This window comes from Bradyrhizobium sp. LCT2 (assembly GCF_009931255.1).
GTDB lineage: Bacteria > Pseudomonadota > Alphaproteobacteria > Rhizobiales > Xanthobacteraceae > Bradyrhizobium > Bradyrhizobium diazoefficiens.
On sequence record NZ_CP034432.1, the window covers coordinates 7213354 to 7238186 of the forward strand.

26 protein-coding genes are annotated in these 24833 nt (G+C 64.4%); 6 read left to right on the top strand and 20 right to left on the bottom strand.

Annotated features, from left to right (window positions below):
- Positions 1–172 precede the first annotated feature (172 nt).
- The 8 genes from EI171_RS34205 to EI171_RS34240 form a co-directional block, all read right to left on the bottom strand.
- Positions 173–532 (bottom strand): hypothetical protein, encoded by a 360-nt coding sequence (locus EI171_RS34205; protein WP_161535930.1) that lies wholly within the window; start codon positions 530–532, stop codon positions 173–175.
- Positions 532–1245 (bottom strand): hypothetical protein, encoded by a 714-nt coding sequence (locus tag EI171_RS34210; RefSeq protein ID WP_161535931.1) that lies wholly within the window; start codon positions 1243–1245, stop codon positions 532–534. Before EI171_RS34210 ends, EI171_RS34205 begins: the two co-directional genes overlap by 1 nt.
- A 233-nt stretch (positions 1246–1478) precedes the next feature.
- On the bottom strand, positions 1479–2918 hold the full coding sequence (locus EI171_RS34215) for a DUF5906 domain-containing protein (RefSeq protein WP_161535932.1): 1440 nt from the start codon (positions 2916–2918) through the stop codon (positions 1479–1481).
- A complete protein-coding gene (locus tag EI171_RS34220) occupies positions 2915–3976 on the bottom strand; it encodes a hypothetical protein (RefSeq protein WP_210253959.1) in 1062 nt (353 codons plus the stop codon). Before EI171_RS34220 ends, EI171_RS34215 begins: the two co-directional genes overlap by 4 nt.
- 67 nt (positions 3977–4043) lie before the next feature.
- On the bottom strand, positions 4044–4382 hold the full coding sequence (locus EI171_RS45935) for a hypothetical protein (protein ID WP_246740319.1): 339 nt from the start codon (positions 4380–4382) through the stop codon (positions 4044–4046).
- Between the two features lie 874 nt (positions 4383–5256).
- The gene (locus EI171_RS34230; protein ID WP_161535934.1) at positions 5257–6435 is read right to left on the bottom strand and encodes a site-specific integrase; all 1179 of its coding nucleotides are present in this window, start codon (positions 6433–6435) and stop codon (positions 5257–5259) included.
- A gap of 292 nt (positions 6436–6727) precedes the next feature.
- Complete coding sequence (locus EI171_RS34235) at positions 6728–7444, bottom strand: peroxiredoxin-like family protein (RefSeq protein WP_161535935.1); 717 nt, start codon at positions 7442–7444, stop codon at positions 6728–6730.
- A gap of 81 nt (positions 7445–7525) precedes the next feature.
- Positions 7526–7810: a hypothetical protein gene (locus tag EI171_RS34240; RefSeq protein ID WP_161535936.1), complete on the bottom strand. Its 285-nt coding sequence runs from the start codon at positions 7808–7810 to the stop codon at positions 7526–7528.
- A gap of 237 nt (positions 7811–8047) precedes the next feature.
- On the opposite strand from EI171_RS34240, the gene EI171_RS34245 reads away from it, so the two are divergent.
- Both EI171_RS34245 and EI171_RS34250 read left to right on the top strand, forming a co-directional pair.
- Positions 8048–8530: a cupin domain-containing protein gene (locus EI171_RS34245; protein ID WP_161535937.1), complete on the top strand. Its 483-nt coding sequence runs from the start codon at positions 8048–8050 to the stop codon at positions 8528–8530.
- A gap of 165 nt (positions 8531–8695) precedes the next feature.
- On the top strand, positions 8696–9898 hold the full coding sequence (locus EI171_RS34250) for an MFS transporter (RefSeq protein WP_161535938.1): 1203 nt from the start codon (positions 8696–8698) through the stop codon (positions 9896–9898).
- Here EI171_RS34250 and ccoS read toward each other — a convergent pair.
- The 10 genes from ccoS to EI171_RS34300 all read right to left on the bottom strand — a co-directional run bounded on the left by ccoS (position 9895) and on the right by EI171_RS34300 (position 19304).
- Positions 9895–10062, bottom strand: a complete 168-nt coding sequence (ccoS, locus tag EI171_RS34255) for a cbb3-type cytochrome oxidase assembly protein CcoS (RefSeq protein ID WP_008138466.1) — start codon at positions 10060–10062, stop codon at positions 9895–9897. The two genes, EI171_RS34250 and ccoS, sit on opposite strands and share 4 nt — an antisense overlap.
- Complete coding sequence (locus EI171_RS34260) at positions 10062–12254, bottom strand: cation-translocating P-type ATPase (RefSeq protein ID WP_161535939.1); 2193 nt, start codon at positions 12252–12254, stop codon at positions 10062–10064. The genes ccoS and EI171_RS34260 overlap by 1 nt, the downstream gene beginning before the upstream one ends.
- Before the next feature lie 10 nt (positions 12255–12264).
- A complete protein-coding gene (locus EI171_RS34265) occupies positions 12265–12750 on the bottom strand; it encodes a FixH family protein (protein WP_161535940.1) in 486 nt (161 codons plus the stop codon).
- Positions 12751–12765: 15 nt separating this feature from the next.
- Positions 12766–14232, bottom strand: a complete 1467-nt coding sequence (ccoG, locus tag EI171_RS34270; RefSeq protein ID WP_011085552.1) for a cytochrome c oxidase accessory protein CcoG — start codon at positions 14230–14232, stop codon at positions 12766–12768.
- Positions 14233–14343: 111 nt separating this feature from the next.
- Positions 14344–15216 (bottom strand): cytochrome-c oxidase, cbb3-type subunit III, encoded by an 873-nt coding sequence (gene ccoP / locus EI171_RS34275; RefSeq protein ID WP_028174762.1) that lies wholly within the window; start codon positions 15214–15216, stop codon positions 14344–14346.
- 6 nt (positions 15217–15222) lie between these two features.
- Positions 15223–15387, bottom strand: a complete 165-nt coding sequence (locus EI171_RS34280) for a CcoQ/FixQ family Cbb3-type cytochrome c oxidase assembly chaperone (RefSeq protein ID WP_015687703.1) — start codon at positions 15385–15387, stop codon at positions 15223–15225.
- Between the two features lie 13 nt (positions 15388–15400).
- Positions 15401–16135 (bottom strand): cytochrome-c oxidase, cbb3-type subunit II, encoded by a 735-nt coding sequence (gene ccoO, locus EI171_RS34285; RefSeq protein WP_011085549.1) that lies wholly within the window; start codon positions 16133–16135, stop codon positions 15401–15403.
- A 12-nt stretch (positions 16136–16147) separates the two neighbouring features.
- A complete protein-coding gene (gene ccoN, locus EI171_RS34290; protein ID WP_092185853.1) occupies positions 16148–17797 on the bottom strand; it encodes a cytochrome-c oxidase, cbb3-type subunit I in 1650 nt (549 codons plus the stop codon).
- A 209-nt stretch (positions 17798–18006) separates the two neighbouring features.
- Positions 18007–18432 carry an HPP family protein gene (locus EI171_RS34295; protein ID WP_011085547.1) on the bottom strand — a complete coding sequence of 142 codons (426 nt, stop codon included), beginning with the start codon at positions 18430–18432 and terminating at the stop codon, positions 18007–18009.
- A 38-nt stretch (positions 18433–18470) separates the two neighbouring features.
- On the bottom strand, positions 18471–19304 hold the full coding sequence (locus tag EI171_RS34300) for a universal stress protein (RefSeq protein ID WP_161535941.1): 834 nt from the start codon (positions 19302–19304) through the stop codon (positions 18471–18473).
- 206 nt (positions 19305–19510) lie between these two features.
- Between EI171_RS34300 and fixL the strand changes: the two genes are divergently transcribed.
- The 4 genes from fixL to EI171_RS34320 all read left to right on the top strand — a co-directional run bounded on the left by fixL (position 19511) and on the right by EI171_RS34320 (position 22911).
- Positions 19511–21028 (top strand): sensor protein FixL, encoded by a 1518-nt coding sequence (gene fixL, locus EI171_RS34305; RefSeq protein ID WP_161535942.1) that lies wholly within the window; start codon positions 19511–19513, stop codon positions 21026–21028.
- A gap of 3 nt (positions 21029–21031) precedes the next feature.
- Entirely contained in the window at positions 21032–21649 is a 618-nt protein-coding gene (fixJ, locus tag EI171_RS34310) for a response regulator FixJ (protein WP_011085544.1), read from the top strand.
- A gap of 43 nt (positions 21650–21692) precedes the next feature.
- Entirely contained in the window at positions 21693–22109 is a 417-nt protein-coding gene (locus tag EI171_RS34315) for a response regulator (RefSeq protein WP_011085543.1), read from the top strand.
- Positions 22110–22212: 103 nt separating this feature from the next.
- Positions 22213–22911 (top strand): helix-turn-helix domain-containing protein, encoded by a 699-nt coding sequence (locus EI171_RS34320; protein ID WP_028174758.1) that lies wholly within the window; start codon positions 22213–22215, stop codon positions 22909–22911.
- Positions 22912–22974: 63 nt separating this feature from the next.
- Here EI171_RS34320 and EI171_RS34325 read toward each other — a convergent pair whose 3' ends face one another.
- Together EI171_RS34325 and EI171_RS34330 are read right to left on the bottom strand one after the other, a co-directional pair.
- Complete coding sequence (locus EI171_RS34325; RefSeq protein ID WP_038965827.1) at positions 22975–24270, bottom strand: MFS transporter; 1296 nt, start codon at positions 24268–24270, stop codon at positions 22975–22977.
- A gap of 23 nt (positions 24271–24293) precedes the next feature.
- Positions 24294–24827, bottom strand: a complete 534-nt coding sequence (locus EI171_RS34330) for a PRC-barrel domain-containing protein (RefSeq protein WP_161535943.1) — start codon at positions 24825–24827, stop codon at positions 24294–24296.
- Positions 24828–24833 lie beyond the last annotated feature (6 nt).

Below are 24833 nucleotides of genomic sequence, written 5' to 3' on the forward strand. Positions count from 1 at the left end.
CGGCCGCGCATCGAGGCAGCATCGAAGAGCTTGCGCTGATCCGACACCGCGTATTCGCGGCCTATGCGCGACAAGCCTCTTGATCGTCGGCGGGCGGTGCGTACCTGGGCGCCGAAGATGAGCGAGGCGGCGCTTGGCCGAAAGGCGCGATCGTCGCGCCTTTCGCTGCCGGTTACGCCGTCGCACACCCCAACAATGCGATCGACTGCTGTTCCCGATACTTCTCCAAGCGAGCCTCGGCGGCGCGACATGCGCGCTCGCCACGGCGCGTCTCAAGCTGGCGCATCAGCTCGGGCATGTCCACCAACCACAACCCGCCGACTAGATAACCAAGCGGCCGGTCGGTGTGCTCGGCAGCGACGCACCAGCGCCGGATGGTTTCCGGGTCAGCGCCTGCTATCTCCGCCGCCCTCGACAACGGCAGCGCCTCGCAATCCCGAAACTGGGCGATCCAGTTGCGCTGGTGCGGGCGCTCGCGCAATTCAGCAGCGATTTGTTCAAGCAACGCGGCGTGTTCGGTGTCGGTGGACATCAGATCACCTCGTCGGCATCGATGTCGCACGGGATGGGTTCGCACATCCTGACCCAAAAATCGCCGGCATCACGGGGCCATTCGGCCGCCGCGCTGACCTCGTCCATCATCTCGTGCCAGATCAGCTCGGCCCGAGCGCTGAGCACGTCATCTTCAACAGTGTGGAGCGACCGGCCGATTTCGAGATAGGTCGTCTGGTATTGGTGGAGCAGCGGAGCGAGCTTGAGCGCCATGTCGCGGCGCTTGTCGAACGACTTCGCCGCGCCGATCAGCGCCACCTGTTTCTCGAACTCCAGCCGCATCGGGTCGAGCGCCGTCGTGCGGTGGAAGTCGTATTGGTCCCGGTACTTGCCGGTTGGGTGCTGTCTGTGGCGGCGCAGTGACCTCGTTCCCCGCCGTTCGAGAGCATCCACGGCGGTCGAGACCTTCCAGAGGGGCCGCCCCCGCTCGATCCGATCGGGCGCAAAGTCGCGCAGCGCGCGCGTCAGGGTCCCGCGATCATGTTCGAGGAGCAGCGCGAGGGCGTTGATCGAAAAGTGCAGCTTCATGAGGAATTCAATCTGCTCGGTTGTTGTTGCAGCAGGTTCCAAAAATTGCATCGCTAGGGATACCGGGCGCTCTCGCGCGACCCGCATTGGCAGGGCGCCAGGAAGGACCCTGCGCGAAGCAGGTGGGCCGCAGTCAGGCGCAGTCAGGCTCACGATGATCCGCATGTGCCGCTCCGTCCCGCTTCCGGCGCGCAGAGCGGAACGGCGCCAAGCTCCCGTCGTACAAAAGGTTTTCGTATTTTCTTCTTCCTTGTTCCTCTTGTCCTCTTTAAAAGAAAGAGAATTAGACGACAGCAGAGCGCTGCGTTCCGTGCCCTGAGCGGCACAAGCGGAACGGGCGCGCAACCCCTTTATCGGACTGCAAAAATCCCGTTCCGAGCACGGCTCCGATGCGGCACTCAAAACGGCACCTCATCAGCGTCACTGGCGATCTCTTCAGCCTCATCGTCCGCCTCTTCCGTCTGCCATTTGGTGAGCTTCGGATTGCGCCAGGGCCAGCCGGGGAAGCGCTTCTCCCATGCGCGCCGGCTTGCACTCAGCTCAGGAAAAGTCCAGCCACGGCGCCGCATGACTTTCTTGTCATTCGTGCAGCCCTGATCGCCCAGGAAGTCCCCGAGCTTGTGATCGCTCACGCCGCGCAGGCGCGGCTCGATATTCCGGGCCTGATCGTACAGACCGAGCCGGGTGACCCAGCGATCGCCCATTCCCAGTGTGACCTTGTACTCGTACTTGTTCGAGACTGCTCGATTGGGCTCGCTCGGGTCGCATCCCACCAACGCGCCAGTCTCCAACAGTTCGACCCACCAGCTATCCAGGGGCGAAAGCGACAGCGCCTGCTGGCTCGTGAGATCATTGCACTTCGGAAGTTGGCGGGGATGGAAGTCACCCAGATCGTGATGCAGGAGGTCGTGGAGCATGGCGCCGTAACCACCATTCTCCAACTGTTCGTTGATCGCCTTGAACCACTCATGGTCCTGGAGCTTGTCGTCGTTGACCTTCAGGACAAAATAGCGCCGCTCGCGCTCACCGGCCGGCACCACCCAGTCCTCATTGCTGGCCATCATCACATGCAGCAGGTTCGGGACCTCGACGCCGTCGCGGCCTTTGGCCTCGATGAAGATGGTTCGCTCGGTGACCAAGCGCTTGACGGTGCCCTCGGCCCCCTTGTTGCCGGGCCAATACGCCTCATCCGCGAACAGCAACACGGTGTCGCGCAAATGGCCGTTGAACCGTCCGACGAGATGCTCCGCGCTGGAAATCTGCAAGGCATGCTGGCCGAGCAATTTGCACATCGCATTGGCGACGGTGCCCTTGCCGGCGCCGCGCTTGCCCTGCATCACGAGAGCCACCTCGGCGCGCTCGTCCGGGTGCTGCACGCACCAGGCAAGCCAGTTCATGACGTAGTCGAAGACCTCCTTCTTACGGGAGGCGACCACGATCCAGATATGGTCGCGGAGCTTTCTCCAGTCGCCGGGCGCCGGCTGGAAGGCCCAGCCGCGCCACAGGTTGAGCTTGCCGTTGATCACCCGGGCGTTGTTGCCCGGGTGAAAGGTCAGGCCCTCGTATTGGCGTCGCTTGGCCTGATTGAGCCACCACGTGCCCAGCGGCACGGTCTTGTCACCAACATCAACCCGCTTGTTCATATGCAGGTTCCTGAAGTCGGCAAAGCGCATCAGGACCAGCTTCCAACGGCTGCGCTCATGCTCAAACGTGCCGACGAACGACTTGCCGCCCTCCTGGACGACAAAGTAGCGAACGTTCATGCCGTCGAGCCGCTTGTCACCGGTCGGCAGCAAGGTCGGGTCGGGAGTGCCGTCGGTGGAAGCCATCGTATTCATGACTTCACCTCCGTCAGCTCGCAATCAGGGGCGTCGATACGGGGATGCTTCCTGAGCCAGTCGCAGCACATGTAGCGCAAGTCACGCTCCTCGCGCCGCCAATTCCAACTGCCGCCCGCCGCGCCGGCCGCCCGCTGGGTATGAGACAGCAAGATCGAAACGACTTCATCGATCGGCTTGCCGGCGTTGAGCATCGCCGCCGAGCAGGCAAGCTGGGTGCGATGGATGCTGCTGTCGCCGCTGCCCTCGTACATCATGTTTTCCAGCCGCTCATCGACATCGATGCGCATCATTCCGTACTGGCGTCCATATTCGAAAAAAGCGTCGTAGAGGTCGTCGATGACACGCGAACGCTCCATCCGCTGCTTGCGCGCCAGGATGGGCCGAGCCTCTGCGAGCCATTCTTCGAGATCATCAAGCTCGTAGCGGCGATTGGCTTCGAGACAAATGACCTCAACTTCAACCCACTTGCCGTCCTTGGTGTTGTGGGAGGTCGGCAGCCGCAACACCCGAGCCACCTCACAAACGGCGAGATCGCCAGCGACGATCTCGGCGATCCGGCGCAGCGCAGTTTCGATGCGCTCGATGTTGCCTTGGGTCGGCAACGCCTCCTTGAACAACCAATAGCAATGCAAGCCGCCGCCAGAGAACACGATGACGGTCGGTGGGTACATCAGGGTCGCGAGCTTGCGCACGACCTCCTCGCGGCCGGTGATGCCCTCGACGTTCTTGAAATCGATGTCGGCATGGAGACCGATGGTTTCGACGATGTTCTCCTTGTTGCGCTTGGCGCCTCCCTCCAACGTGCCGACACAGAAGAACAACCCACGGCCGGGCCTGTCCCAGTTCTTGATGAACGACGTGATGCGCGACGGCAGCCGAGTATGGATATGCCGCTCCCCGGCCTGATCGGGGTCGCGGCGGTCATTCGGGAACGTGCAGATATAGACCTGCGCGGTCGTGTACGCGAACAGCGTCTTGAGGAGACCCACCGCCGAGATCGGCGCCGAGTTGTCGGCTTGCACGCACACGCGCGTGCTGGTATCAGAGACGAGCATTTGAGAATTCCTGATGCGTGATGAATGATAGAGAGAGGCGGCCTGTGGCGGGCCGCCTTTTCTACGACTAGGCCGCGTGCTCAACATTCGCGGCGACACTTTCGCGCGCCCGGCGCCAATCGGTCGCCGCTTCAATGCTGATGGTCACCCTGCGAAAGGCGCGCATCTCGCGCGGGCCGAGACCGGCGTTGCGCAGCTTGAAGTACATCGCCGGTGAAATGCGATGCGCCTCGCAAAACTCCTTGATGGTGAAGGCCGCGCGCGGCACTTCAGCCTCTGTCGCGTCGGACAGATCCTGCTTTTCGGCCTTCCCGTTGCTACCAGATGCGGTGATCGATTTGATTGCCATTGCTGCTGTACCTCTCCTTGTCAGCATGGACAGCAGTAGATCACCGTGGAGGATCAATGACGGGGCATTTTGGATGTTCAGGTTTTCTGACGGTCGCGACGCAATGGGCCTGCCGCTGGCTTCCGCTTTTTAGAAGCGGGGCGCCGACGCCGTTTCTTTGCCTGGGCGATGATGCTCTTGATGCCGCTGGGACCGGGCGCCCATTCGCCGAGTGCGGCCTTCAGCGTCACCCGCAAAAACCGGATCAAGGGGCCGATCGGCTCGTCAACTCTGTTTTTCGAGGACCCGAGCCGGCCGTGGAGGTGATCCTCCCAGATGGCGAGCAGTCGGTTCTGTAGCGTCTCACGATTTCGGTTTCTTCTTCCACCGAAAGGCGTACTCCAAGTCTCATATCGGGAGGCCAGATGCTTGAGCCGCTCCTCTAGCAGCCCGAGCCCAGGATCAGGCAATCCATCCAAGTCATCCCCTGACGGCGATAGCGTCTCCAAGCGTGACAGCCTATCCTGCAAGCCTCGGACGTGTCCCTGCGCACTTCCGAGAACCTCCTTATATTCTCGAGATCGTCTCCTTTGCTCTCTCAGGTTCTCGATTTCCGAGAACTCTAGGCAAGCCTCCTCTATCGCGCGGCGAACTGCGGGCCAGTCGATTTCGGCAGGCCATCTGCGGCGGACTGCCTGGATAGCCTGCCATGTCTCTTGAGTGAGCTGGGTGAAGATTTCTGATTGCGAATTGTACATACCTCTCCTCATCATGGCCGTGCCCCGCCTGTCTGAGGTCGGTCGGCTTTCGGGGCTTCAAAGCCCATGATGAAGCGTCCAGCACTTCGTGATGCGTCGGGGTGACCGGCGCAGTGTCGAAAAGCTGTCAGCGCGAGCTAACGAATGTCGGCGTCAGTCCGTTGCGTTACCTCGCGCTCGCGATCGAGTTAAACCTAAGCCGCTTGTGCCAAGTTAAACGGTTTCTCGAAATCGAGCAACGTCGCCCGCGTCAGCGCCTCGGTCGGATCGCCAATAATGTACCGGCTGTAGTTCTTCTCGATCATCGCGACAGATGTGTCATGGTGCGCAGCGACCACGCGGGTCGGCAGGCCCTTGAGCAATTGCCGGACAATCGACCAATGCCGCAGCGCATAGGGCGTCACCTCTAGCCCCAATTCGAGACGCTCGACCACCGGGCGGAACAGTGCCGCCAAATTCCAGATCTTGTCGAACAGCGGCGCGTGCTCAGCCCGGCCCGTCGCCTGTTGCCGCAGCGCCTTCGCCAATCGCGGCGAGATCGGCAGCGGCCGATATTCGATCTTCCGGTTCTTACCCTTGCGGCTGGTCGGCATCATCAGCCGAGGCGCGGTCAGATGGTCTTGCAGATCGGACGGCGTCAGCCTGAAGACTTGGCTTTCGCGTGCGCCGGTCTCTGCCAACAGTTCGATCAGCAGCCCGAAGGCGGCGTCCTCACCATAGGACCCGCTGACCAAAGCCGCCACCGTGTGATCCGGCAGAATGACATTGCGCGCGACTTCGCTGTCGGGCAGTTTCTTCAATCCGTTCTGCCATGACGCCGTGTTGGTGATGCGCTTGTCGTTGCGCGCGGCAAGAGCGAGCGCGGCCTTCAGCGACCGCCCAATGCGATCTGCGGATGACGGCTTCAGCTCCTTCTTGACCAGCCCCGCGCGCCAGTCCCTCAGCTCACGCTCGGTGAGCAACGCGATGGCCTTGCCCTTCAGAGCGTCGCTAAGATGCAAGCGAAGTTGCGTGGCGTTGTACTTGCGGCCACCGCGCATCTCCAAGTCGGCTTCATAGGCTTCAATGGCCTCGGCGACACTGATCGGCTGCTCGCTGTTGCCTTCGCCAGCTCGCGCCAGTGTCTTTGCCTTCTCTAGTGCCTGCCAGTACGTCATCACGCTTTCGCCGTTGGCGTCTTCGTGGTCGTCGGCGAGAGCAAAGCGCTTCAACCAGCCCTGGGCTTTCACGCTCCATGTGCCCGGGCCTGCGTTGCGGCGATAGGCGAGAAAGATGCCGGGCGCGATCAGAGCCGTGTACGGCTTCTTACGTGTCGCGAGCTTCAAACGTGCAGTACGATTTTCCAGAAATGCAGATCGTGTGCGGCGGGCCATAGTGTCCCTCGAAATGTCCCCAGGATGGGGGTGGAGGAGTATGGAGCCTACTGTAGCGCAGTGGAGATAAAATCAGCAACAACAATGAGTTAGCGGACTTGTATGGAGCTGTATGGAGCGCTATGGAGTTCACTTTCTCCCCTTGTGGGAGAAGGTGGCGCGAAGCGCCGGATGAGGGGTATGTCTCCTTAAACTCAGCTCAGCGTTGGAGGAGAGAGACCCCTCGCCCGTCTCGCCGCTATGCGGCGAGCCACCCTCTCCCACAAGGGGAGCGGGGAAGAAAACGCGAGCCTCAGTTCTCCCGGCTCGCGCTCTCCAACGCCTCGAGCAGATCGTCGATCTCCATGCGCTTGCGGAAATCGGGATCGACGAAGCGCGCTTTGACGATACCGTCGCGGCCGACCACGAACACCGCGGGGATCGGTAGCATCCAGCCGTCATTGCCGTGGAATTTCGCCATGTCCTGATAGGACAACAGGCTCTGGATCTCGGCGCCGAGCCAGATCGCGAGATTGAGCGACAAAGCATAGCCGTTGTCGAGATCGGTCAGGATCGGAAACGGCGCACCGGAATCGGCCTTGATCTGCCGCGTGTATTCCTGCGTCTCCGGCATGATCGCAACGACCTGCGCGCCCATCGCCTTGACACGGTCCTGCGCCTGCACCACGGCGCGCACATTGAGCCGGCAATAGGGGCACCAGTGGCCGCGGAAGAACATCACCGCGACGGGGCCTTGCGCCAGCAGCGCGGGCAGCGTCACGAGACGCCCGCCCTCGTCAGGCAGCATGAATGGCGGCATCGCATCGCCCGGACGCGGCGCGGTCTCCCCGCCGCCGTTCCCGTTCAATCGCGCCACCAGGCGATCGACCGCCTCGCCATAGGCCGGAAACACTTGGCGGCTTGCGTCGGCATACGCGAGGAGCTGCTCGTTCAGCGTTCCCTCCATCTCGCGGCAGCGCTGGAAGGCAAGCTTGAGCTGCTCGGCGTCAGCTGGTGAGAGAGAAGTCATCTTCCGCTCCGGCGTTCGAAGGGCGAATATTAGGTTCCTGGTCCGGCCGCCCGCAAGGGCGGCCGTTACGCGAGGGCCGGTTCAGTTCACGTAGAAATTGCCGGTGGGATCGAGCCGCCCCGACGTGGAGTACAGCGTGCCGTTGTCCATGAAGAAGACGGTGTTGGCGGGCACCTTCTTGGCGTTCTTCATCATCGCCTCGTGGTTCTTCTCGGCCGGGGCCATGGCCATCGCCGACATCTTGCCGGGCCCGCCATAGACATAGGCCATGCCGGCCTTCAAATCCCAGGCCGCTTCCGAGAAGGCCGAGGTGGCGATCACCGCGAAGGCGGCGGTAAAAATCAGGGTCTTGGACACTTTCGTCATGAGATGCTCCTCCGGATTGACGTGAACGCCCGCCAATCGGGCGCCCCGCCATCGGACGCCGGATACCCCGGAAGCGGAAATGCCGATGCCCAATCGGTTCGATAGCCGCCGCGCATCAACATAGCGCAGGGCTATCACATCGAAAGCAAGTCGGTATTTCAACATCGACGCGATCTCGACGAAGCTCCTGCCATAGCCGGCGACCAGCGAGGTTGCGGCCAACAGAGGAGAGTTCCCATGTTCAAGCAGCACATGTTGTCGCGCCTGGTCTGGTCGGGCGCAGCCGTTCTCGGTGCACTGACATTTGCGGCGCAGCCGGCGCTCGCGGGCGAATGTCCTGTCGACAAGATCAAGCCGAACGCGCACCAGATGGTCGACTATAAGCCGGTCGGCGTCACCGACGTCACGCTCGGCGCCATCGACCTCGGCAAGCAGCCGGCGCATATCGAGGGCCGCGAGCTGCGCTTCCGCAAGCTCACCATCGAGCCCGGCGGCATCGTGCCCTGGCACAGCCACGACGACCGTCCTGCCCTGATCTTCGTGCAGCAGGGCGAGATCGTCGAATATGCCTCCAACTGCGTCGATCCGATCGTGCACAAGGCCGGCGACATCCGCCCCGAGGTGTTTGGCACCTCGCATTGGTGGAAGAACCTCGGCAAGGAGACGGTCGTTCTCTATGTCGGCGACGTCCGCAGGGACCCCAACGACCACCACATGTGACGCGCGCTTGAACAGGCCGCCGTTCCGGGGCGATGCGTAGCATCGAACTACGGTGCGCAATTTGCGCACCTGGGAACCTCGAGATTCCGGGTCTGGTGCACCGAGCCGCACTTTGCGGTCCCGTCCGCACCAGCCCGGAATGACAGATCAACGGAGAGCCGTGCCATGACCGATCTTTCCGCGTCGATCAAACCGGCCGCGATGACGATGGACGCGCATTCCCCGGGCCTTGCGCTTCGTTCGCTCGTCATCGGCCTCACCGCCTTCCTGACCGTCGTCGATCTCTTCGCGACGCAGGCGATCCTGCCCTCGCTGGCGCGCCATTACGGCGTCACGCCGGCGGCGATGGGCTTTGCCGTCAACGCCAGCACCTTCGGCATGGCGATTGCTAGCCTCGTCGTCGGCTTCTTCAGCCCGCATATCAACCGGCGGACCGGCATCCTGCTCAGCCTCACGCTGCTGGCGGTGCCTACGAGCCTGCTGGCGATCGCGCCAAATTTTGGCGTCTTCACCGCCTTGCGGATCGCGCAGGGCCTGTGCATGGCATCTGCCTTCGCGCTCACCCTCGCCTATCTCGGCGAGCAATGCAGCGCGATGGATGCCGGCGGCGCGTTTGCCGCCTACATCACCGGCAATGTCGCCAGCAACCTCGTCGGCCGGCTGATCTCGGCGGCGGTCGCCGACGGCCTCGGTCTCGCCTGGAATTTCTATTCCTTCGCGGCGCTCAACCTCGCCGGCGCGGCGCTGGTCTATTTCACCATCAGGCGCGTGCAGCCGATGCATGCCATGACGCCGGCGGGCCCGCCGCTTGTCGCCATGATCGCGCATTGGCGCAATCCGCGGCTGCGCGCCGCCTACGGCATCGGCTTCTGCATCCTGTTCGCCTTCATCGGCACCTTCACATTCGTCAATTTCGTGCTGGTCCGGCCGCCGCTGTCGCTCGGCATGATGGATCTGGGCCTCGTCTATTTCGTCTTCCTGCCATCGGTCGTCACGACGTTGCTCGCCGGCAGGGTGGCCTCGCGGCTCGGGACGCGGCCGACAATATGGGGCTCGCTCGCCGTCGCCGGACTGGGCCTGCCGCTGATGCTGGCGCCGCATCTGGGCGAAGTGCTCATCGGCATGGTTCTGGTTGGTGTCGGAACATTCTTCGCGCAGGCCGCCGCGACCGGCTTCGTCGGACAGGCCGCCACCGACAACCGCGGCGTCGCCAGCGGAACCTATCTTGCCTGCTACTTCTGCGGCGGGCTGATCGGCACGGCCGTGCTCGGGCGACTGTTCGACAGTTTCGGCTGGCACGCCTGCGTCGCCGGTGTCGGCGTGGCCCTCGCGGCCGCGGCCCTGCTCACATTCGCCCTGAAGCGCTAGCGCTTGACCGGCGCTTCCTGCGGCGGCTCGTCATCGGCGATGGCGCGCCAGGCCGCACCGTCGAGGTCGTCGTACTGACCGCTCCGCAAAGACCAAAGAAACGCGACAAGACCGGCGCCTCCGAGCATCAACGCCAGCGGAACCAGGATGACCAGGATTTCCATCACACGATCTCCCGCGAGTCGCTGCGGGCGCGCAGCGAATTCAGCATGACCAGGATCGACGATCCGCTCATGGCGGCAGCGGCAATCAGGGGCGTCACGACGCCGCTGATCGCAACCGGCACCGCGAGGACGTTATAGCCGATGGCAAGCCAGAGGTTCTGCCGCATCAGGTGCAGCGCCTTGCGCGCGGAATCGATCGCGGCGACGACAGGAGCCAGCGGCCGGCCGAGGAAGACGAGATCGGCGGTGGCCTGGCTGAGATGCGCCGCCGAGATCGGCGACATCGAGACGTGGGCGGCCGCCAGCGAGGGCGCGTCGTTCATGCCGTCGCCGACCATCAGCACTCTTGCACCGCGCCGCTTCAACTCCTCGATCCGCGCGATCTTGTCGGCCGGCGTGACGCCGGCACGCCATTCCGGAATGTCGAGCGCATGGGCCGCGGCCTTCACCGCCGGCTCGCGGTCGCCGGAGAGGATCTCGATGCCGATGTTGCGCGCCTTCAGCGCCGCGATCACGGCCTGAGCGTCCGGACGCAGGCCCTGACGCACCCAAAGGATGAATTTTTCGGCTCCCTTGCTGAAGGCCACGATGGAGGCTTCGGGATCGAGCCTCGTCCCGTCGCCGACCAGCGCCTCGGCGCCGCAGAAGGACGGACGGCCAAGGCGGATCTCGGCGCCGTCGACGTCTGCGCGCACGCCCTGCCCGGCCTCCTCGACCGCGCCGACGATCGGCGACCTGGCGCCGGCGGCCTGCGCCACCGCGGCGGCAACCGGATGATGGCTCGACAGCGCGAGGCGGCCGGCGAGTTCGAAGATATCGGCGGGAATGTCAGCCGCGTTCATCACTTCGAGGTCGGGCAGCGTCAGCGTGCCGGTCTTGTCGAAGATGACGTGGTCAGCTTCCGCCAGCCGCTCGATCGCATCGCCCGAGTTGAGCAGCACGCCGGACTTGAACATCGCGCCCGAGGCCACCGTCTGCACCGTCGGAATCGCGAGCCCAAGCGCGCAGGGACAGGTGATGATCAGCACGGCAACGCCGGTCACGATCGCATCATGCCAGGACGCACCCGCGATGACCCAGCCCAAAATGGTGATGAGCGCGGTCGCATGCACCACCGGCGCGTAGAGCCGCGAGGCGCGGTCGGCGAGCCGCATGTAGCGCGAGCGCGCCTGGAGCGCGTTGTCGAGCAGCCGCGCGATCTCGGCGAGCAGCGTCGCTTCGGAGGCCGCCGAAACGCGCACCCGCAGCGTACCGGAGATGTTCATGGAGCCGGCATAGACCGGCGTGCCCTGCTCGGCCGTGACATAGAGCGTCTCGCCGGTGATCAGGCTCTGGTCGATCTCGGAACGCCCCTCGATCACCGTGCCGTCGACCGCACAGCGCTCGCCGGGCCGCAGCAGCACGATGTCGCCAGGACTGATCGCAGCGACGGGCACCTGTGAAATCTCGTCGGGCCCGACGAACTTGGCCGCCGTCTCCGCCTTCAGCGCGGCGAGATTGCCGGCGACCGCGCGCGTCCGCCGCCGCATGTTCTGGTCGAGGAAGCGGCCGACCAGCAGGAACGTGAGCAGCATGATCGCCGCGTCGAAATAGGCGTGCTCGGCATGGTGGATGGTTTCGACCACGGACATGCCGAGCGCGAGGATCACGCCGATCGAGATCGGGACGTCCATGTTGGTCGTCTTCGCCGACAGCGCGCGCCAGGCGGAGCGGAAGAACGGCTGGCCGGCATAGGCCGCCGCCGGCAGCGCGATCAGCGCCGACAGCCAGTGGAAGAAGTCACGCTGCTCGGGCAGCATGTCCGAGACGTTGCCCGACCACACCGGGATCGACAGCATCATGACGTTCATGGTGGCGAACGCCGCAACGCCGAGGCAGCGCAGCAGGAAGCGCGATTCGGCGACCTCGGCCACTTCCGCGCTCTCGGTCTCGAACGGATAGGCCTTGTAGCCGAGCTCTTCGAGCCGGTCGATGAAACGGCCCGGGTCGAGCGTGCCCGCTTTCCATTCCAGCGCGACGCGGCGGTCGGTGAGATTCACGCGCGCCAGCGTGACGTCGGGAATGGCGGACAATCCGCGCTCGATCTTGGCCATGCAGCCGGCGCAGTGAACCCCCTCGACCGCGAGATCGATGTGCTTGATACCCTCGCCCGCGGTCCGGACGTAGTGCGAGAAATCCCGCGTGACGTGCATGACGACGTCCTCAGTTCAGGATCACGCGGTTGCGCGACAGGAATACGCGCGTCCCCCGCGCCTCGCCCTCGATCACCAGGTCCCACTGGCCCGGCGCGACGGAGGCGGCATTGCCGCGATAGATGCCGATGCCTGCCTCCGAGAGCTCGACCGAAAGATCGGCGCGCTTGTCGGTCGGTCGCTCGAGCCGGCCGCCGAACTTCAATCCGGACATTGGCTGGCCGCCGGCATCGCGTGCCTCGACCTGAAGTATGGCGCCGCCATCGGTCCCGCGCTCGATATGGGCGTTGACCTTCCATTTGCGCGCGGCCTGGTCCTGCGCCGCCGAGATCTCGCGATCATAGGTGAGACCCGCGGCATAGGGGCTGTCGACGTCGGTGCCGGGCAGCGTCGCGATCGCGAGCTTCATCATGGTCACGTTGACACCGATCACGACGCCGAAGAAGGCGACCAACATCAGGAAGACTTTTGTTCCGGTCAGCGGCTTGGAGGCCATGGCTGTCTCCTGATCCTAAGGCGCGACGAAATTGTCGGTGGCGGACGCGACCTCGCCGAGCCCGATATCGGTGACGTGGAAGCGAACCGGGATCGACTTCTCGGGATTGGTCTCCGCCGGCGCCGTAACCAGCAGGCGCAGCTCGCTGGTGGAGTCGCGGGGGATCACGATCATCGGCCGGTCCGGCGTCACCGAATCGACGCCGATGACGTGGACCGTCAAATTGGCCGGACCGTTCGCGTCGATCGCGATGACGCGGTCGTAGCCGCTCTTGTTGAGCAGCCGAACCGTGTAGGCGTTGCGGATCGAGCCGTCGCTGAGCTTGACCGCGACCGGATTGCGGTCGTGCAGCACGTTGACGTCGAGCAGGCTGCGCGTCGCCAGCGTGTAGATCATGAAGCCGCCGATGGCCGCGATGATCGCGCTGTAGACCACGGTGCGCGCCCGGACGATCCGATAGATCGGCGCCTTGCCTTCCTGGCGGCGATGGATGTTGATGTCGTTGTCATAGCCGATCAGCCGCTTCGGCCGGCCGATCTTGGTCATCACGTTGTCGCAGGCGTCGATGCAGAGGCCGCACTGGATGCATTCCATCTGCGGTCCGTTGCGGATGTCGATGCCGGTCGGGCACACCGCGACGCACTGGTAGCAATCGACGCAATCGCCGACCTGCTGGCCGAGCGCGCGCAGCTCGGCCGCCTTCTTCACCGAGGTGCGCTTCTCGCCGCGGTCGTAGCGGTAGGTGACGTTGAGCGCCCATTCGTCGGTAAGCGCTGCCTGGATCCGCGGCCACGGGCACATATAGGTGCAGACCTGCTCGCGCATGTAGCCGGCCAGCAGATAGGTCGTTGCGGTGAGGATGCCGATCCAGATATAGGCGATCATCGGCCCCTGGAAGGTCACGAGCTCCTTCACCAGGGTCGGCGCGTCGTTGAAATAGAGCACCCAGGCGCCGCCGGTCCACCAGGCGATCAGCAGCCAGATCGAATGCTTGAGCACGATCTCGGAGATGCGCTCGAGCTTCATCGGGTCGGACGATTTGTCCTTCTTCATCCGCTCGCGGCGGTCGCCTTCGATCAGGCGTTCGACGGCGTAGAACAGGTCGGTCCAGACGGTCTGCGGACAGAGATAGCCGCACCAGATCCGGCCGCCGATGGAGTTCATCAAAAACAGCGCCACCGCGGCGACGATCAGCAGGCCGGTGAAGTAGTAGACCTCCTGCGGCCACAGCTCGATGAAGAAGAAATAGAAGCGGCTGTTGGGAAGATCGATCAGCACCGCCTGGCTGGGCGCGCCAAGGCCGCGATTCCAGCGCACGAACGGCAGGAAGTAGTAAACGCCGAGGCAGAACGCCATCAGGCCCCATTTGATCCGGCGGAACGTGCCGGAGACGCTCTGGGGATAGACCTTCTTGCGGGCTGCGTAGAGCGGCCCGACGTCATCTTCCGATGTGAGGTCTTTCGGGTTCACGGTCTTGTTCATCGCCTGAAACTTTTCGAGGAGGTGCGATTAAACCTAGACCCGACGTCGCCGCGTCAGTTGATCCAGCTCAAACGGGGGCACTTTTGTTCGCCCCCGTTTGCCGCGGATCTGCTATTTTCCACCGCCCAGCGAGTGGACGTAGACCGCCATCGCCTTGATGGTGGAGGGATCCAGCCGCCCTTCCCAGGCCGGCATGACGCCGGCGCGGCCCTGGCTGATGGTCTCGATCAGGGCAGCCTCGTCCGAGCCATAGAGCCAGATCTTGTCGGTCAGGTTCGGTGCGCCCATTTCCTGGTTGCCCTTGCCGCCGTCGCCGTGGCAGGCGACGCAATTCTCGACGAAGATCTTCTCGCCCTTGGCGGCGTCGTAACCCTTGCGGGTCGGCAGCCCCGACAGCGACCGCACGTAATTGGCGACCGTGACGATCTCGTCACCCTTCAGCACGCCGTCCTTGCCGAAGGCGAGCATCTGGCCCTCGTGCGTCTTGGCGTGGCCGGAACGCGCGCCGAACTGGATGGTCTGCATGATCTGGTCGAGCGTGCCGCCCCACAGCCAGTCGTCGTCGTTCAGGTTCGGGAAGCCCTTGGCGCCGGCGCCGCCGGAGCCGTGGCACGGCGCGCAATTGTCGCCGAACACGGTCTTGCCCTTGGCGCGCGCAAGCGCCAGCAGGGCCGGGTCCTTCTCGATGTCCGCGAGCGAGGCTGCGCCGAGCGCCGCCATCTTGTCGCCCCTGATCTTCTCGAGATTGGCGAGCTCGACCGCGACGTCGGCGCGCGAGGAGTAGCCGAACAGGCCCGTGGTATTGCTGGAGATCAGCGGCCAGGCCGGATACACGATCCAGTAGCCGATCGCCCAGACGATGGTGAGGTAGAAGCAGATCACCCACCAGCGCGGCAGCGGCGTGTTGAGCTCCTTGATGCCGTCCCACTCATGTCCGGTCGTCGTCTTGCCGGAGACAGAATCGAATTCGCTATGATCGGTCATGGTCTCTCACTCCTCCCGCAACGGCAGGTGTGCTGCTTCGTCGAACGCAGCCTTGTTACGGGGCCAAAATGCGTAGGCGATGATCGCGAGAAAGATCGCGACGAACACCGGCGTCCAGATCGTGGTCACGAGACCGGACGCGAGATTGTCGAGGGTCAGGATGGCTTTCATCGTTGATGCCTTCTCAGCGAAGATTGGCTTTCTCGTTATAGATCTTGAAGTCGACCAGCGTGCCGAGCATCTGCAGATACGCGATCAGCGCGTCCATCTCGGTCGGCGTGCCGGTCTTGCCGTCGAAGTTGCGCACCACGGCCTTGGCGTAGCGCTTGTTGAAGGCGTCGGCGCCGGCATTGTCCGGATCGGCCTGGGCCTTCAGATCGGCGCTCGCGTTGGCGATCTGGTCGTCCGTGTAGGGCACGCCGACGGTCCTCAGCGTACGCATATGGTCGGCGATGGTGTCCGGATCGACCTCGGTTGCGCTGAGGAACGGATATCCCGGCATCACCGACTGCGGCACGATCGCGCGCGGGTTGGTCAGATGGGTGACGTGCCAGTCGTCGGAGTACTTGGCGCCGACGCGGGCGAGGTCCGGACCGGTGCGCTTGGAGCCCCACTGGAACGGATGGTCGAACATGCTCTCGGCGGCCAGCGAGAAGTGGCCGTAGCGCTCGACTTCGTCGCGCAGCGGCCGGATCATCTGCGAATGGCAGAGATAGCAGCCTTCGCGGACGTAGACGTTGCGGCCGGCGAGCTCCAGCGGCGTATAGGGCCTCACTCCATCGACCTTCTCGATCGTGCTCTTGAGGTAGAACAACGGAGTGATCTCGACGAGGCCGCCGATCGCGATCACCAAGAGGATGCCGACGATCAGGATGATCGAGTTCTTTTCGAAGACTTGGTGGCGTGTCCAGAACGACATTGCTTTAGCTCCTCATTCCGCCGGCTGAAGAGCGACGGGCATCTGGACTTCCGCCTCGCCGACGCGAACGGTCATCCAGAGATTGTAGGCCATGATCAGCGCGCCGATCAGGAACAGCCCGCCGCCGGCAGCACGGATGATGTAGAAGGGATGCATCGCCTCGACGGTCTCGATGAAGGAGTATTCGAGGAAGCCGAGCGAGGTGTAGGCGCGCCACATCAGGCCCTGGAGGATGCCGGACACCCACATCGCCGAGATGTAGAGAACGATGCCGAGGGTCGCGACCCAGAAGTGCCAGTTGACGAGCTTCAGGCTGTAGAGGCCCTTGCGATTCCAGGCCCACGGCACCAGGCAGTACAGCGCGCCGAAGGAGACGAAGCCGACCCAGCCGAGCGCGCCGGAGTGGACGTGGCCGATGGTCCAGTCGGTGTAGTGGCTGAGCGAGTTGACCACCTTGATCGACATCATCGGGCCTTCGAAGGTCGACATGCCGTAGAAGGCGACGGAGACCACGAGCATGCGCAGCACGGGATCGGTCCGCAGCTTGTCCCAGGCGCCCGACAGCGTCATCAGGCCGTTGATCATGCCGCCCCAGGAGGGCATCCACAGCATGATCGAGAAGGTCATGCCGAGCGTCTGCGTCCAGTCGGGCAGCGCCGTGTAGTGCAGATGGTGCGGACCTGCCCAGATGTAGAGGAAGATCAGCGCCCAGAAGTGGATGATCGACAGGCGATAGGAGTAGATCGGCCGCTCGGCGCGCTTGGGGATGAAGTAGTACATGATGGCGAGGAAGCCGGCGGTCAGGAAGAAGCCGACCGCGTTATGGCCGTACCACCACTGGAACATCGCATCCTGGATGCCGCCCCAGGCGACGTAGGACTTCGAGCCGAACACCGAGACGGGAAGCGCGGGGTTGTTGCCGAGATGCAGTACCGCGATCGTCACGATGAAGGCGAGATAGAACCAGTTCGCGACGAAGATGTGCGGTTCCTTGCGCTTGATGATGGTGGCGAGGAAGACGAGCAGATAGACGACCCAGACGATGGTCAGCCACAGGTCGGCGTACCATTCCGGCTCGGCATATTCCTTCGACTGGGTGACGCCGAGCAGATAGCCGGTGCCCGCGACCAGGATGAAGAAGTTGTAGCCGACCACGACGAACCAGGGCGCGAGATCGCCGGCAAGGCGCACGCGGCAGGACTTCTGCACGACGTAGAAGGATGTCGCGATCAGCACGTTGCCGCCGAAGGCGAAGATCACGGCGGAGGTGTGCAGCGGACGCAGGCGGCCGAAACTGATCCAGGGCAGATCGAAATTCAGCGCAGGCCAGGCCAGCTGCGAGGCGATGATGAGGCCGACGAGGAAGCCGGCAATGCCCCAGAACATCGCCATGAAGGAGGAGAACTTGATCGGCCCCATGTTGTAGTTGGGACGGCCGTTGATCTCCGCCGGCGGCAGCGCCGCGGGGCGCTCGAAGTAGCGGTTGACGATGCAGAACACCGCAGCCACGCTCGCCGCCGCGCTGAGCGCGGCGTGAAAGGCGAAGGGCGCGTCGAGCGCCTTGGCCGCGGCGATCACGCAGAGGAAGGCGGTGGCTGCGAACACGACAGCCAGGCCGCTTTCACCGATGGTCATGGATTTGGAGATGGAGGGCTGGCTCATGCGGATTCTCTCTGAAAGAACACAGCGCCAGAAACCACATTCACCCTCGCGGGGAATTGATTGAAATCAAGATAGGTGGATTTCTGTTAATGTGAGGCTTTCGCGGATCAGAGAGCCATATCAATCGCCTGCGGCCGGCGCCGCGCGCGCGGCGACCAATCGCTTCCGTGAAATCACGGAGTTTGAAATCGCGGGAACTGGAGGCCCCGTCAGTCGCGCGCGGTCGCCTTGAGCGCCGCGATGACGTCCTCGCGGGCGATGATGCCGACGAGCTTCTGCGCGCCGTCGAGCACGATGATGCTCCTGATGCGGTGCTCGACCATGATCTGGAGCACGCGCGTCAGCCGCGTGTCGGGGCTGACATAGATGAACTCCGGCGTCATGACGTCGCCGATCTTGCGGCTCATCAGGTCATGATAGCGCGGCAGCATCTGGCTCGGCGTGAAGGCGAAGCATTTCAGGATGTCGAACTTGGTGACGATGCCGACCACCTGTCCGTCGTCCTCGACCGGATAGGAATTGAAATCGTCGCGCTCGAACATCTCGCTGAGCTCGAGCATGTCGATGTCACGTTGCACCGTCTTGACGTTGCGCGTCATGTAGCCGTCGACGGTCTGCTCAAGAAATCTGTACACGGCGCGTCCTCCTCGAATAGCTTTTGGCCGAACGGCCGTCAGTGCGACAGCAGCACGCTACGGGCGGATTGAGTGACCAGATACTGGGTGACGCCTCCCAGGATCAGCTCGCGAAACCGCGAATGTCCATAGGCGCCCGCCACGATCAGGCCGGCTCCGACGTCGCCGGCGACTTGCTCCAGTTGCGCGGCGGCGGGTTCGTCTCCCGCAGCCTCCGAGACGCGCGCGGTCGCGGTGACGCCGTGGCGGGCGAGCCAGGCGGCAACGTCGGTGACGCCGGCCAACACGGCCGAGCGGTCGTCGTCGCGCTCCGGAATTGCAGCGATGGTGACATCCCTCGCCTTGCGCAGCATCGGCAGCGCGTCCGCCACCGCCCGCCGTGCCTCCGGCGTATCCTTCCAGGCCACCAGCACGCTGCGCAGGTCGAGCCAGTTGGCCCCATCGGGGACGACGAGAAGCGGGCGGCCGGCCTGCATCACCAGATCCTTGGGGCTTGCGAGCGCGAAAGCGTCGGAGAAGGCCGGGCTCTGCCCGCCGCTGACGACGATGTCGGCGCAGCGCGCCTGCGCAAGGGCGAATCGCGCCGGAAAATCCATGGCGCTGCGCCACTCGGCATGCCCGCCGCGATTCTTGGTGGCGGCGCGGAATTGCGCCTCCAGGGCCGCCAGCCGTCGCCTGACGGACGCTTCGCCCTCGTCGATCAGTCCCTGGGCGGCGGCGCCGTCGGTGAAATAGAGTGGCGGGGCGAACTGCGCCGCGGCAACCCCGACGATGGCTGCCTCGAATCGCTCGGCGAGCTCGCCCGCGACCTGAAGACGCGCCTCGTTGGACTGGTCGAGCGCCAAGCTGACCATCACGGTCGCGTATGTCATTAGAATTCTCCGGGCAATGAACTGCTATGAAATCTAGCTGTGCCGGCGCGAGGCAGGATGAGATAGATCAAACCGTCGCCCACACGGGACCACCGGAATTACGCCAATGGAATCAAACATCGGAACTTGCCTCCAGCCCGGGCTTGGGCGAAATTGCCGCCGTGGTTGCGGCACCCGGCCCGTGGCACGAGAATGGGAGTGACACCTTGGCGCCGACCCGCGTAACGCATCCGCCGGATGACGGCCGGGGCGAGCATTTCCGAGTCCGGATCGAGGGATTCGGCGTCGGCACCTGGGATCTCGACCTCAAGACCCGGGCGCTGGACTGGTCGGATACCGCGCGGACGCTGCTCGGAATCGGGCAGGACCAGCCGGCGAGCTACGACCTCTTCCTGTCACGCCTCGAGCCCGAGGACCGCGAGCGCGTGGAGAGCGCGATCAAGCGCGTCTCCGAACGCGGTGGCGGCTTCGACGTGTCCTTCAGGGTCGCCGGCACCTCCAACGCAGGACAGTGGATTCGCGCCCGGGCGGGGCTCATTCGGGACGAAGCCGGCACCGCCCGCCATCTCAGCGGCATCTTTCTCGATATCGACGAGGAGAAGCAGGTCGAGGGTGCGCTCCGGACCCGCGAGACCCACCTCCGCTCGATCCTCCGCACAATTCCCGACGCCATGATCGTCATCGACGGCCACGGCATCATCCAGCTGTTCAGCGCGGCCGCCGAGCGCCTGTTCGGCTGGTCCGAGCTCGAGGCGATCGGCCAGAACGTCAACATCCTGATGCCGGAGCCCGACCGCTCCCGGCATGACAGCTACATTTCGCGTTACCGCACCACGAGCGATCCCCACATCATCGGCATCGGGCGCATCGTGACCGGCAAGCGCCGCGACGGCACCACCTTCCCGATGCACCTGTCGATCGGCGAGATGCAGTCCGGCGGCGAGCCCTATTTTACCGGTTTCGTCCGCGATCTCACCGAGCACCAGCAGACCCAGGCGCGTCTCCAGGAACTGCAATCCGAGCTCGTCCACGTCTCCAGGCTGAGCGCCATGGGCGAAATGGCGTCCGCGCTCGCGCACGAGCTCAACCAGCCGCTGGCGGCGATCAGCAACTACATGAAGGGCTCGCGGCGGCTGCTTGCCGGCAGCAGTGATCCGAACACACCGAAGGTCGAAAGCGCCCTGGACCGCGCCGCCGAGCAGGCGCTGCGCGCCGGCCAGATCATCCGGCGCCTGCGCGACTTCGTTGCCCGCGGCGAATCGGAGAAGCGGGTCGAGAGTCTCTCCAAGCTGATCGAGGAGGCCGGCGCGCTCGGGCTTGCCGGCGCGCGCGAGCAGAACGTGCAGCTCCGCTTCAGTCTCGATCCGGGCGCCGATCTCGTTCTCGCCGACCGGGTGCAGATCCAGCAGGTCCTGGTCAACCTGTTCCGCAACGCGCTGGAAGCGATGGCTCAGTCGCAGCGACGCGAGCTCGTCGTCACCAACACCCCCGCCGCCGACGACATGATCGAGGTCGAAGTGTCCGACACCGGCAGCGGTTTCCAGGACGACGTCATTCCGAACCTGTTTCAGACTTTCTTCACCACCAAGGACACCGGCATGGGCGTGGGACTGTCCATCAGCCGCTCGATCATCGAAGCTCACGGCGGGCGCATGTGGGCCGAGAGCAACGCATCGGGCGGGGCGACCTTCCGCTTCACCCTCCCGGCAGCCGACGAGAATTGATGCATGACGACCAAGGGACATATCTACGTCATCGACGACGACGCGGCGATGCGGGATTCGCTGAATTTCCTGCTGGATTCTGCCGGCTTCGGCGTCACGCTGTTTGACGACGCGCAAGCCTTTCTCGACGCCCTGCCGGGTCTCTCCTTCGGCTGCGTCGTCTCCGACGTGCGCATGCCGGGCCTTGACGGCATCGAGCTGTTGAAGCGGATGAAGGCGCAGCAAAGCCCCTTTCCGATCCTCATCATGACCGGTCACGGCGACGTGCCGCTCGCGGTCGAGGCGATGAAGTTAGGGGCGGTCGACTTTCTGGAAAAGCCTTTCGAGGACGACCGCCTCACCGCCATGATCGAATCGGCGATCCGCCAGGCCGAGCCGGCCGCCAAGAGCGAGGCCGTCGCGCAGGATATCGCCGCCCGCGTCGCCTCGTTGAGCCCCAGGGAGCGCCAGGTCATGGAAGGGCTGATCGCCGGCCTTTCCAACAAGCTGATCGCCCGCGAGTACGACATCAGCCCGCGCACCATCGAGGTGTATCGGGCCAACGTCATGACCAAGATGCAGGCCAACAGCCTTTCGGAACTGGTTCGCCTCGCGATGCGCGCCGGCATGCTCAACGATTGAGCCAAGTCAAGGCCCTTGCCGGATGCTGTGCTAGCCATGCAGCATGATCGAGGTCAGTTCACATCACGAGCGGCTGCCGTCCTCCACAAAACCCACCGTCTTTGTGGTCGATGATGACGCCGCAGTCCTGGGATCCCTGCGGTTCCTGCTGGAAACCGACGGCTTTGCCGTGCGGACCTTCAGGAGCGGCACGGCGCTGCTCAATGCCGGCGGCGCGCCCGGGGCCGACTGCTACGTGATCGACTACAAGATGCCCGACATCAATGGAATCGAGCTCGCCAGCCGCCTGCGTAAATCGGACGGCGAAACGCCCGTGATCCTGATCACCGGCTATCCGGACGAAAACATCTCGACCCGGGCCGCCGCGGCCGGCGTAAAAGACGTGGTTTTGAAGCCGCTTCTCGACGAAAACCTGCTCAAGCGTATCCGCCGCGCCATCCAGGACCGGCCTCGGGCGTGACCTACGGGGTTCTACGTAAGGCACCCCCCTTAAGATATCGCTCGAAATTTTCGAACCTCCCGATACCGCGTACCAATGCGTCATCACAACGGAGATGGCGCAGATGCTGACCCAGACACTCAAGACCCAGGTGATCAACACCCAAATCGGTGGCAAGATTGCCCCGCCCCATCAGGTGTCCGACCAGTTCGGTGCGATCACGGGCCATGTTGGCCTCGTCGCCACCGAATTCTCCTACCGCAAGGACGAGGAGATCTATGGCGAGGACGAGCCGGCCGAATATGTCTACCAGGTCGTCACCGGGGCCGTGCGCAGCTACAAGCTTCTCTCCGACGGCCGCCGCCAGATCGGCGCCTTCCATCTTCCCGGCGACGTGTTCGGCCTCGAATCCGGCCCCAGCCACCGTCTTGCCGCCGAAGCCATCATCGACACCAGCGTGCGCCTCGTGAAACGCTCGAGCCTCGAGAAGGCCGCCGGCATCGACGTGCAGGTTGCCCGCAAGCTCTGGGCGATGACCGCCGGCGAACTTCGCCACGCCGAGGATCACATGCTGCTGCTCGGCCGCAAGACCGCGATGGAGCGCGTCGCGACCTTCCTGCTCGAAATGGACCGCCGTCTCGCCGTTGCCGGCATGATGGCGCTGCCGATGTGCCGCCGCGATATCGGCGACTATCTCGGCCTCACCCTCGAAACCGTGTCGCGCGCGCTGTCGCAGCTTCACACCCAGGGCATTCTCGGCTTCTCCGGCGCCCGCCAGATCGTGCTGCGCAACCGCCAGCGCCTGCACAATCTCGACGCCTGATCGTCTTCCTCCCCACCCACTTGGCCGGCCGAACCCGTTTCGGCCGGCCATTTCTTTTGCGGTTCAGAGCGTGGTGCGCCGGGTCTCCGGCATCACGAGGAGGATCAAAAGGAGCCCTGTCGCGGCAACGCCGGACAGGCCGATGAAGGCGGTGGCGTTGCCGAACTTGTCGCTGACATAACCGCCGAGCGCCGTGCTCAGCGACGCACCGATCCCGGTCGCGGTGCCGACGATGCCCTGCGCCAGATTGAAGTGACCGCTGCCGAAGGCGACGTCGGCGACGATCAGCGGAATCATCACCGCGAACACCGCCGCGGTGATGCCGTCGAACACCTGCACCGCGACCAGCAGATATGGATCGCGCACGGTCGCGAACAGCAGGCCGCGGATCACCAGCGCGCCGAATCCGATCAGCAGCAGCGGCCTGCGGCCCCACGCTTGCGCCTTGCGCCCGACGGTCGGCGACAACAGCGCGACGATCGCCTGCGGGACGACGATGCAAAAGGCGACCAGCACCGTCGCCCACTGGCTCGACCGCGCCGTCACCGCGCTCGCCATCAGCGGCATCATCGCGGCGTTTGCGAGCTGCAACAACAGCACACTGAGCGCGAAGACGATCAGCGGCCGCTGCCGGATCAGATGCCAGACATTGGTGTCGCCGCGATCCTGCGCCTCGCGCGGCATCTCGCCGTGGCAGCGCGCGATGTCGACCTCCTCCTCGCGGATGCGCGACAGCGCGATGAGGGTGGGGATCGCGAGCAGGAACGTGACCAGGAAGACCGAGCGGCTCGACAGCAGATAGCCGGCCGTGCCCATCACGGCGGCGGCAACGCCATTGCCGAGGGAGGCAAACCGCGCGTTGCGGCCGAGCCGCTCGCCGATCGCGAGCGGACCGACGAGGCCGAGGCTGATCGCGGCGATCGCCGGGCCCAGCACGCAGCTCGCCGCCGCATGCAGCGTCGCGGCGGTCACGACCACGGGGAAGATCGGCATGGCGGCATAGGCGAGCGCGCAGCCGCCGATGGTCGCGATGGCAAGGGCGGCGACCAGCCGCTCGGATTTTGCCGCGTCGATGATCGCCCCGCCCGGCATCTGCCCGATCAGGGCGACGATGCCGCCAATCGACAGCACGAGGCCGATCTGGCCCTGCGTCCATTTCTCCGTCGTCAGATAGACCGCGATGAAGGGGCCGAAGCCGGTCTGCACGTCGGCGAGGAAGAAGATGAACCAGTCGAGGCCGCGCAGGCTCCGGCGCGACGGTGCCGGAAGACCTGCGGCCGACGGCGCTGCAACGTTGTCCTGTTCAACGCCGCGAGCGCGATCCTCGGCTGCTTGGTTCGGCTTTCTCGACAACAGCACCGGCGGCCATCCCTCCCCGCGCCTCACTGAATCGCTTGCAGCGGTTGCAGGCTCCCGGATGCGCCGAGCACCACCATCGGCGTGTCTTCCTTGTATTCCGGCGCGGCCGCAACCTGCGCCTTGGTCAATTCCAGCGTGATGCTGTCCTTCTTGTTGGCGATCTTGCCGAACCGCATCGCGTTCCAGTCCACCACGATCTTGCGGCTGCCGACGCCGAGGAAGCCGCCGAAATCGATCACGGCGGCACGCACGTGCCCGCTCCGATCGACGATGACGTCGACGATGCGGCCCATGTCCTCGTTCGCGGCGCTGAGCACGTCGCGGCCGAGCACGCCGTGCGCATCGCTCGCGCCGATGATGGTCACCGACGGCGGCGGCGCGGCATCCTTCGGCGTGACTTGCACCGCCGAGGCCGGCGGCTGGGCCGTCGCCGGCGCGTTCGCTTCGCTTCGCGGTGTACTTGGCGCCACGGGCTGTTCCTCCGCGGCGCGCGATACCGTGACCGTCCATCCCGCGACGATCGCGACGCTCAAGGCCAACCATCCGGCGGTACGCATGAACCC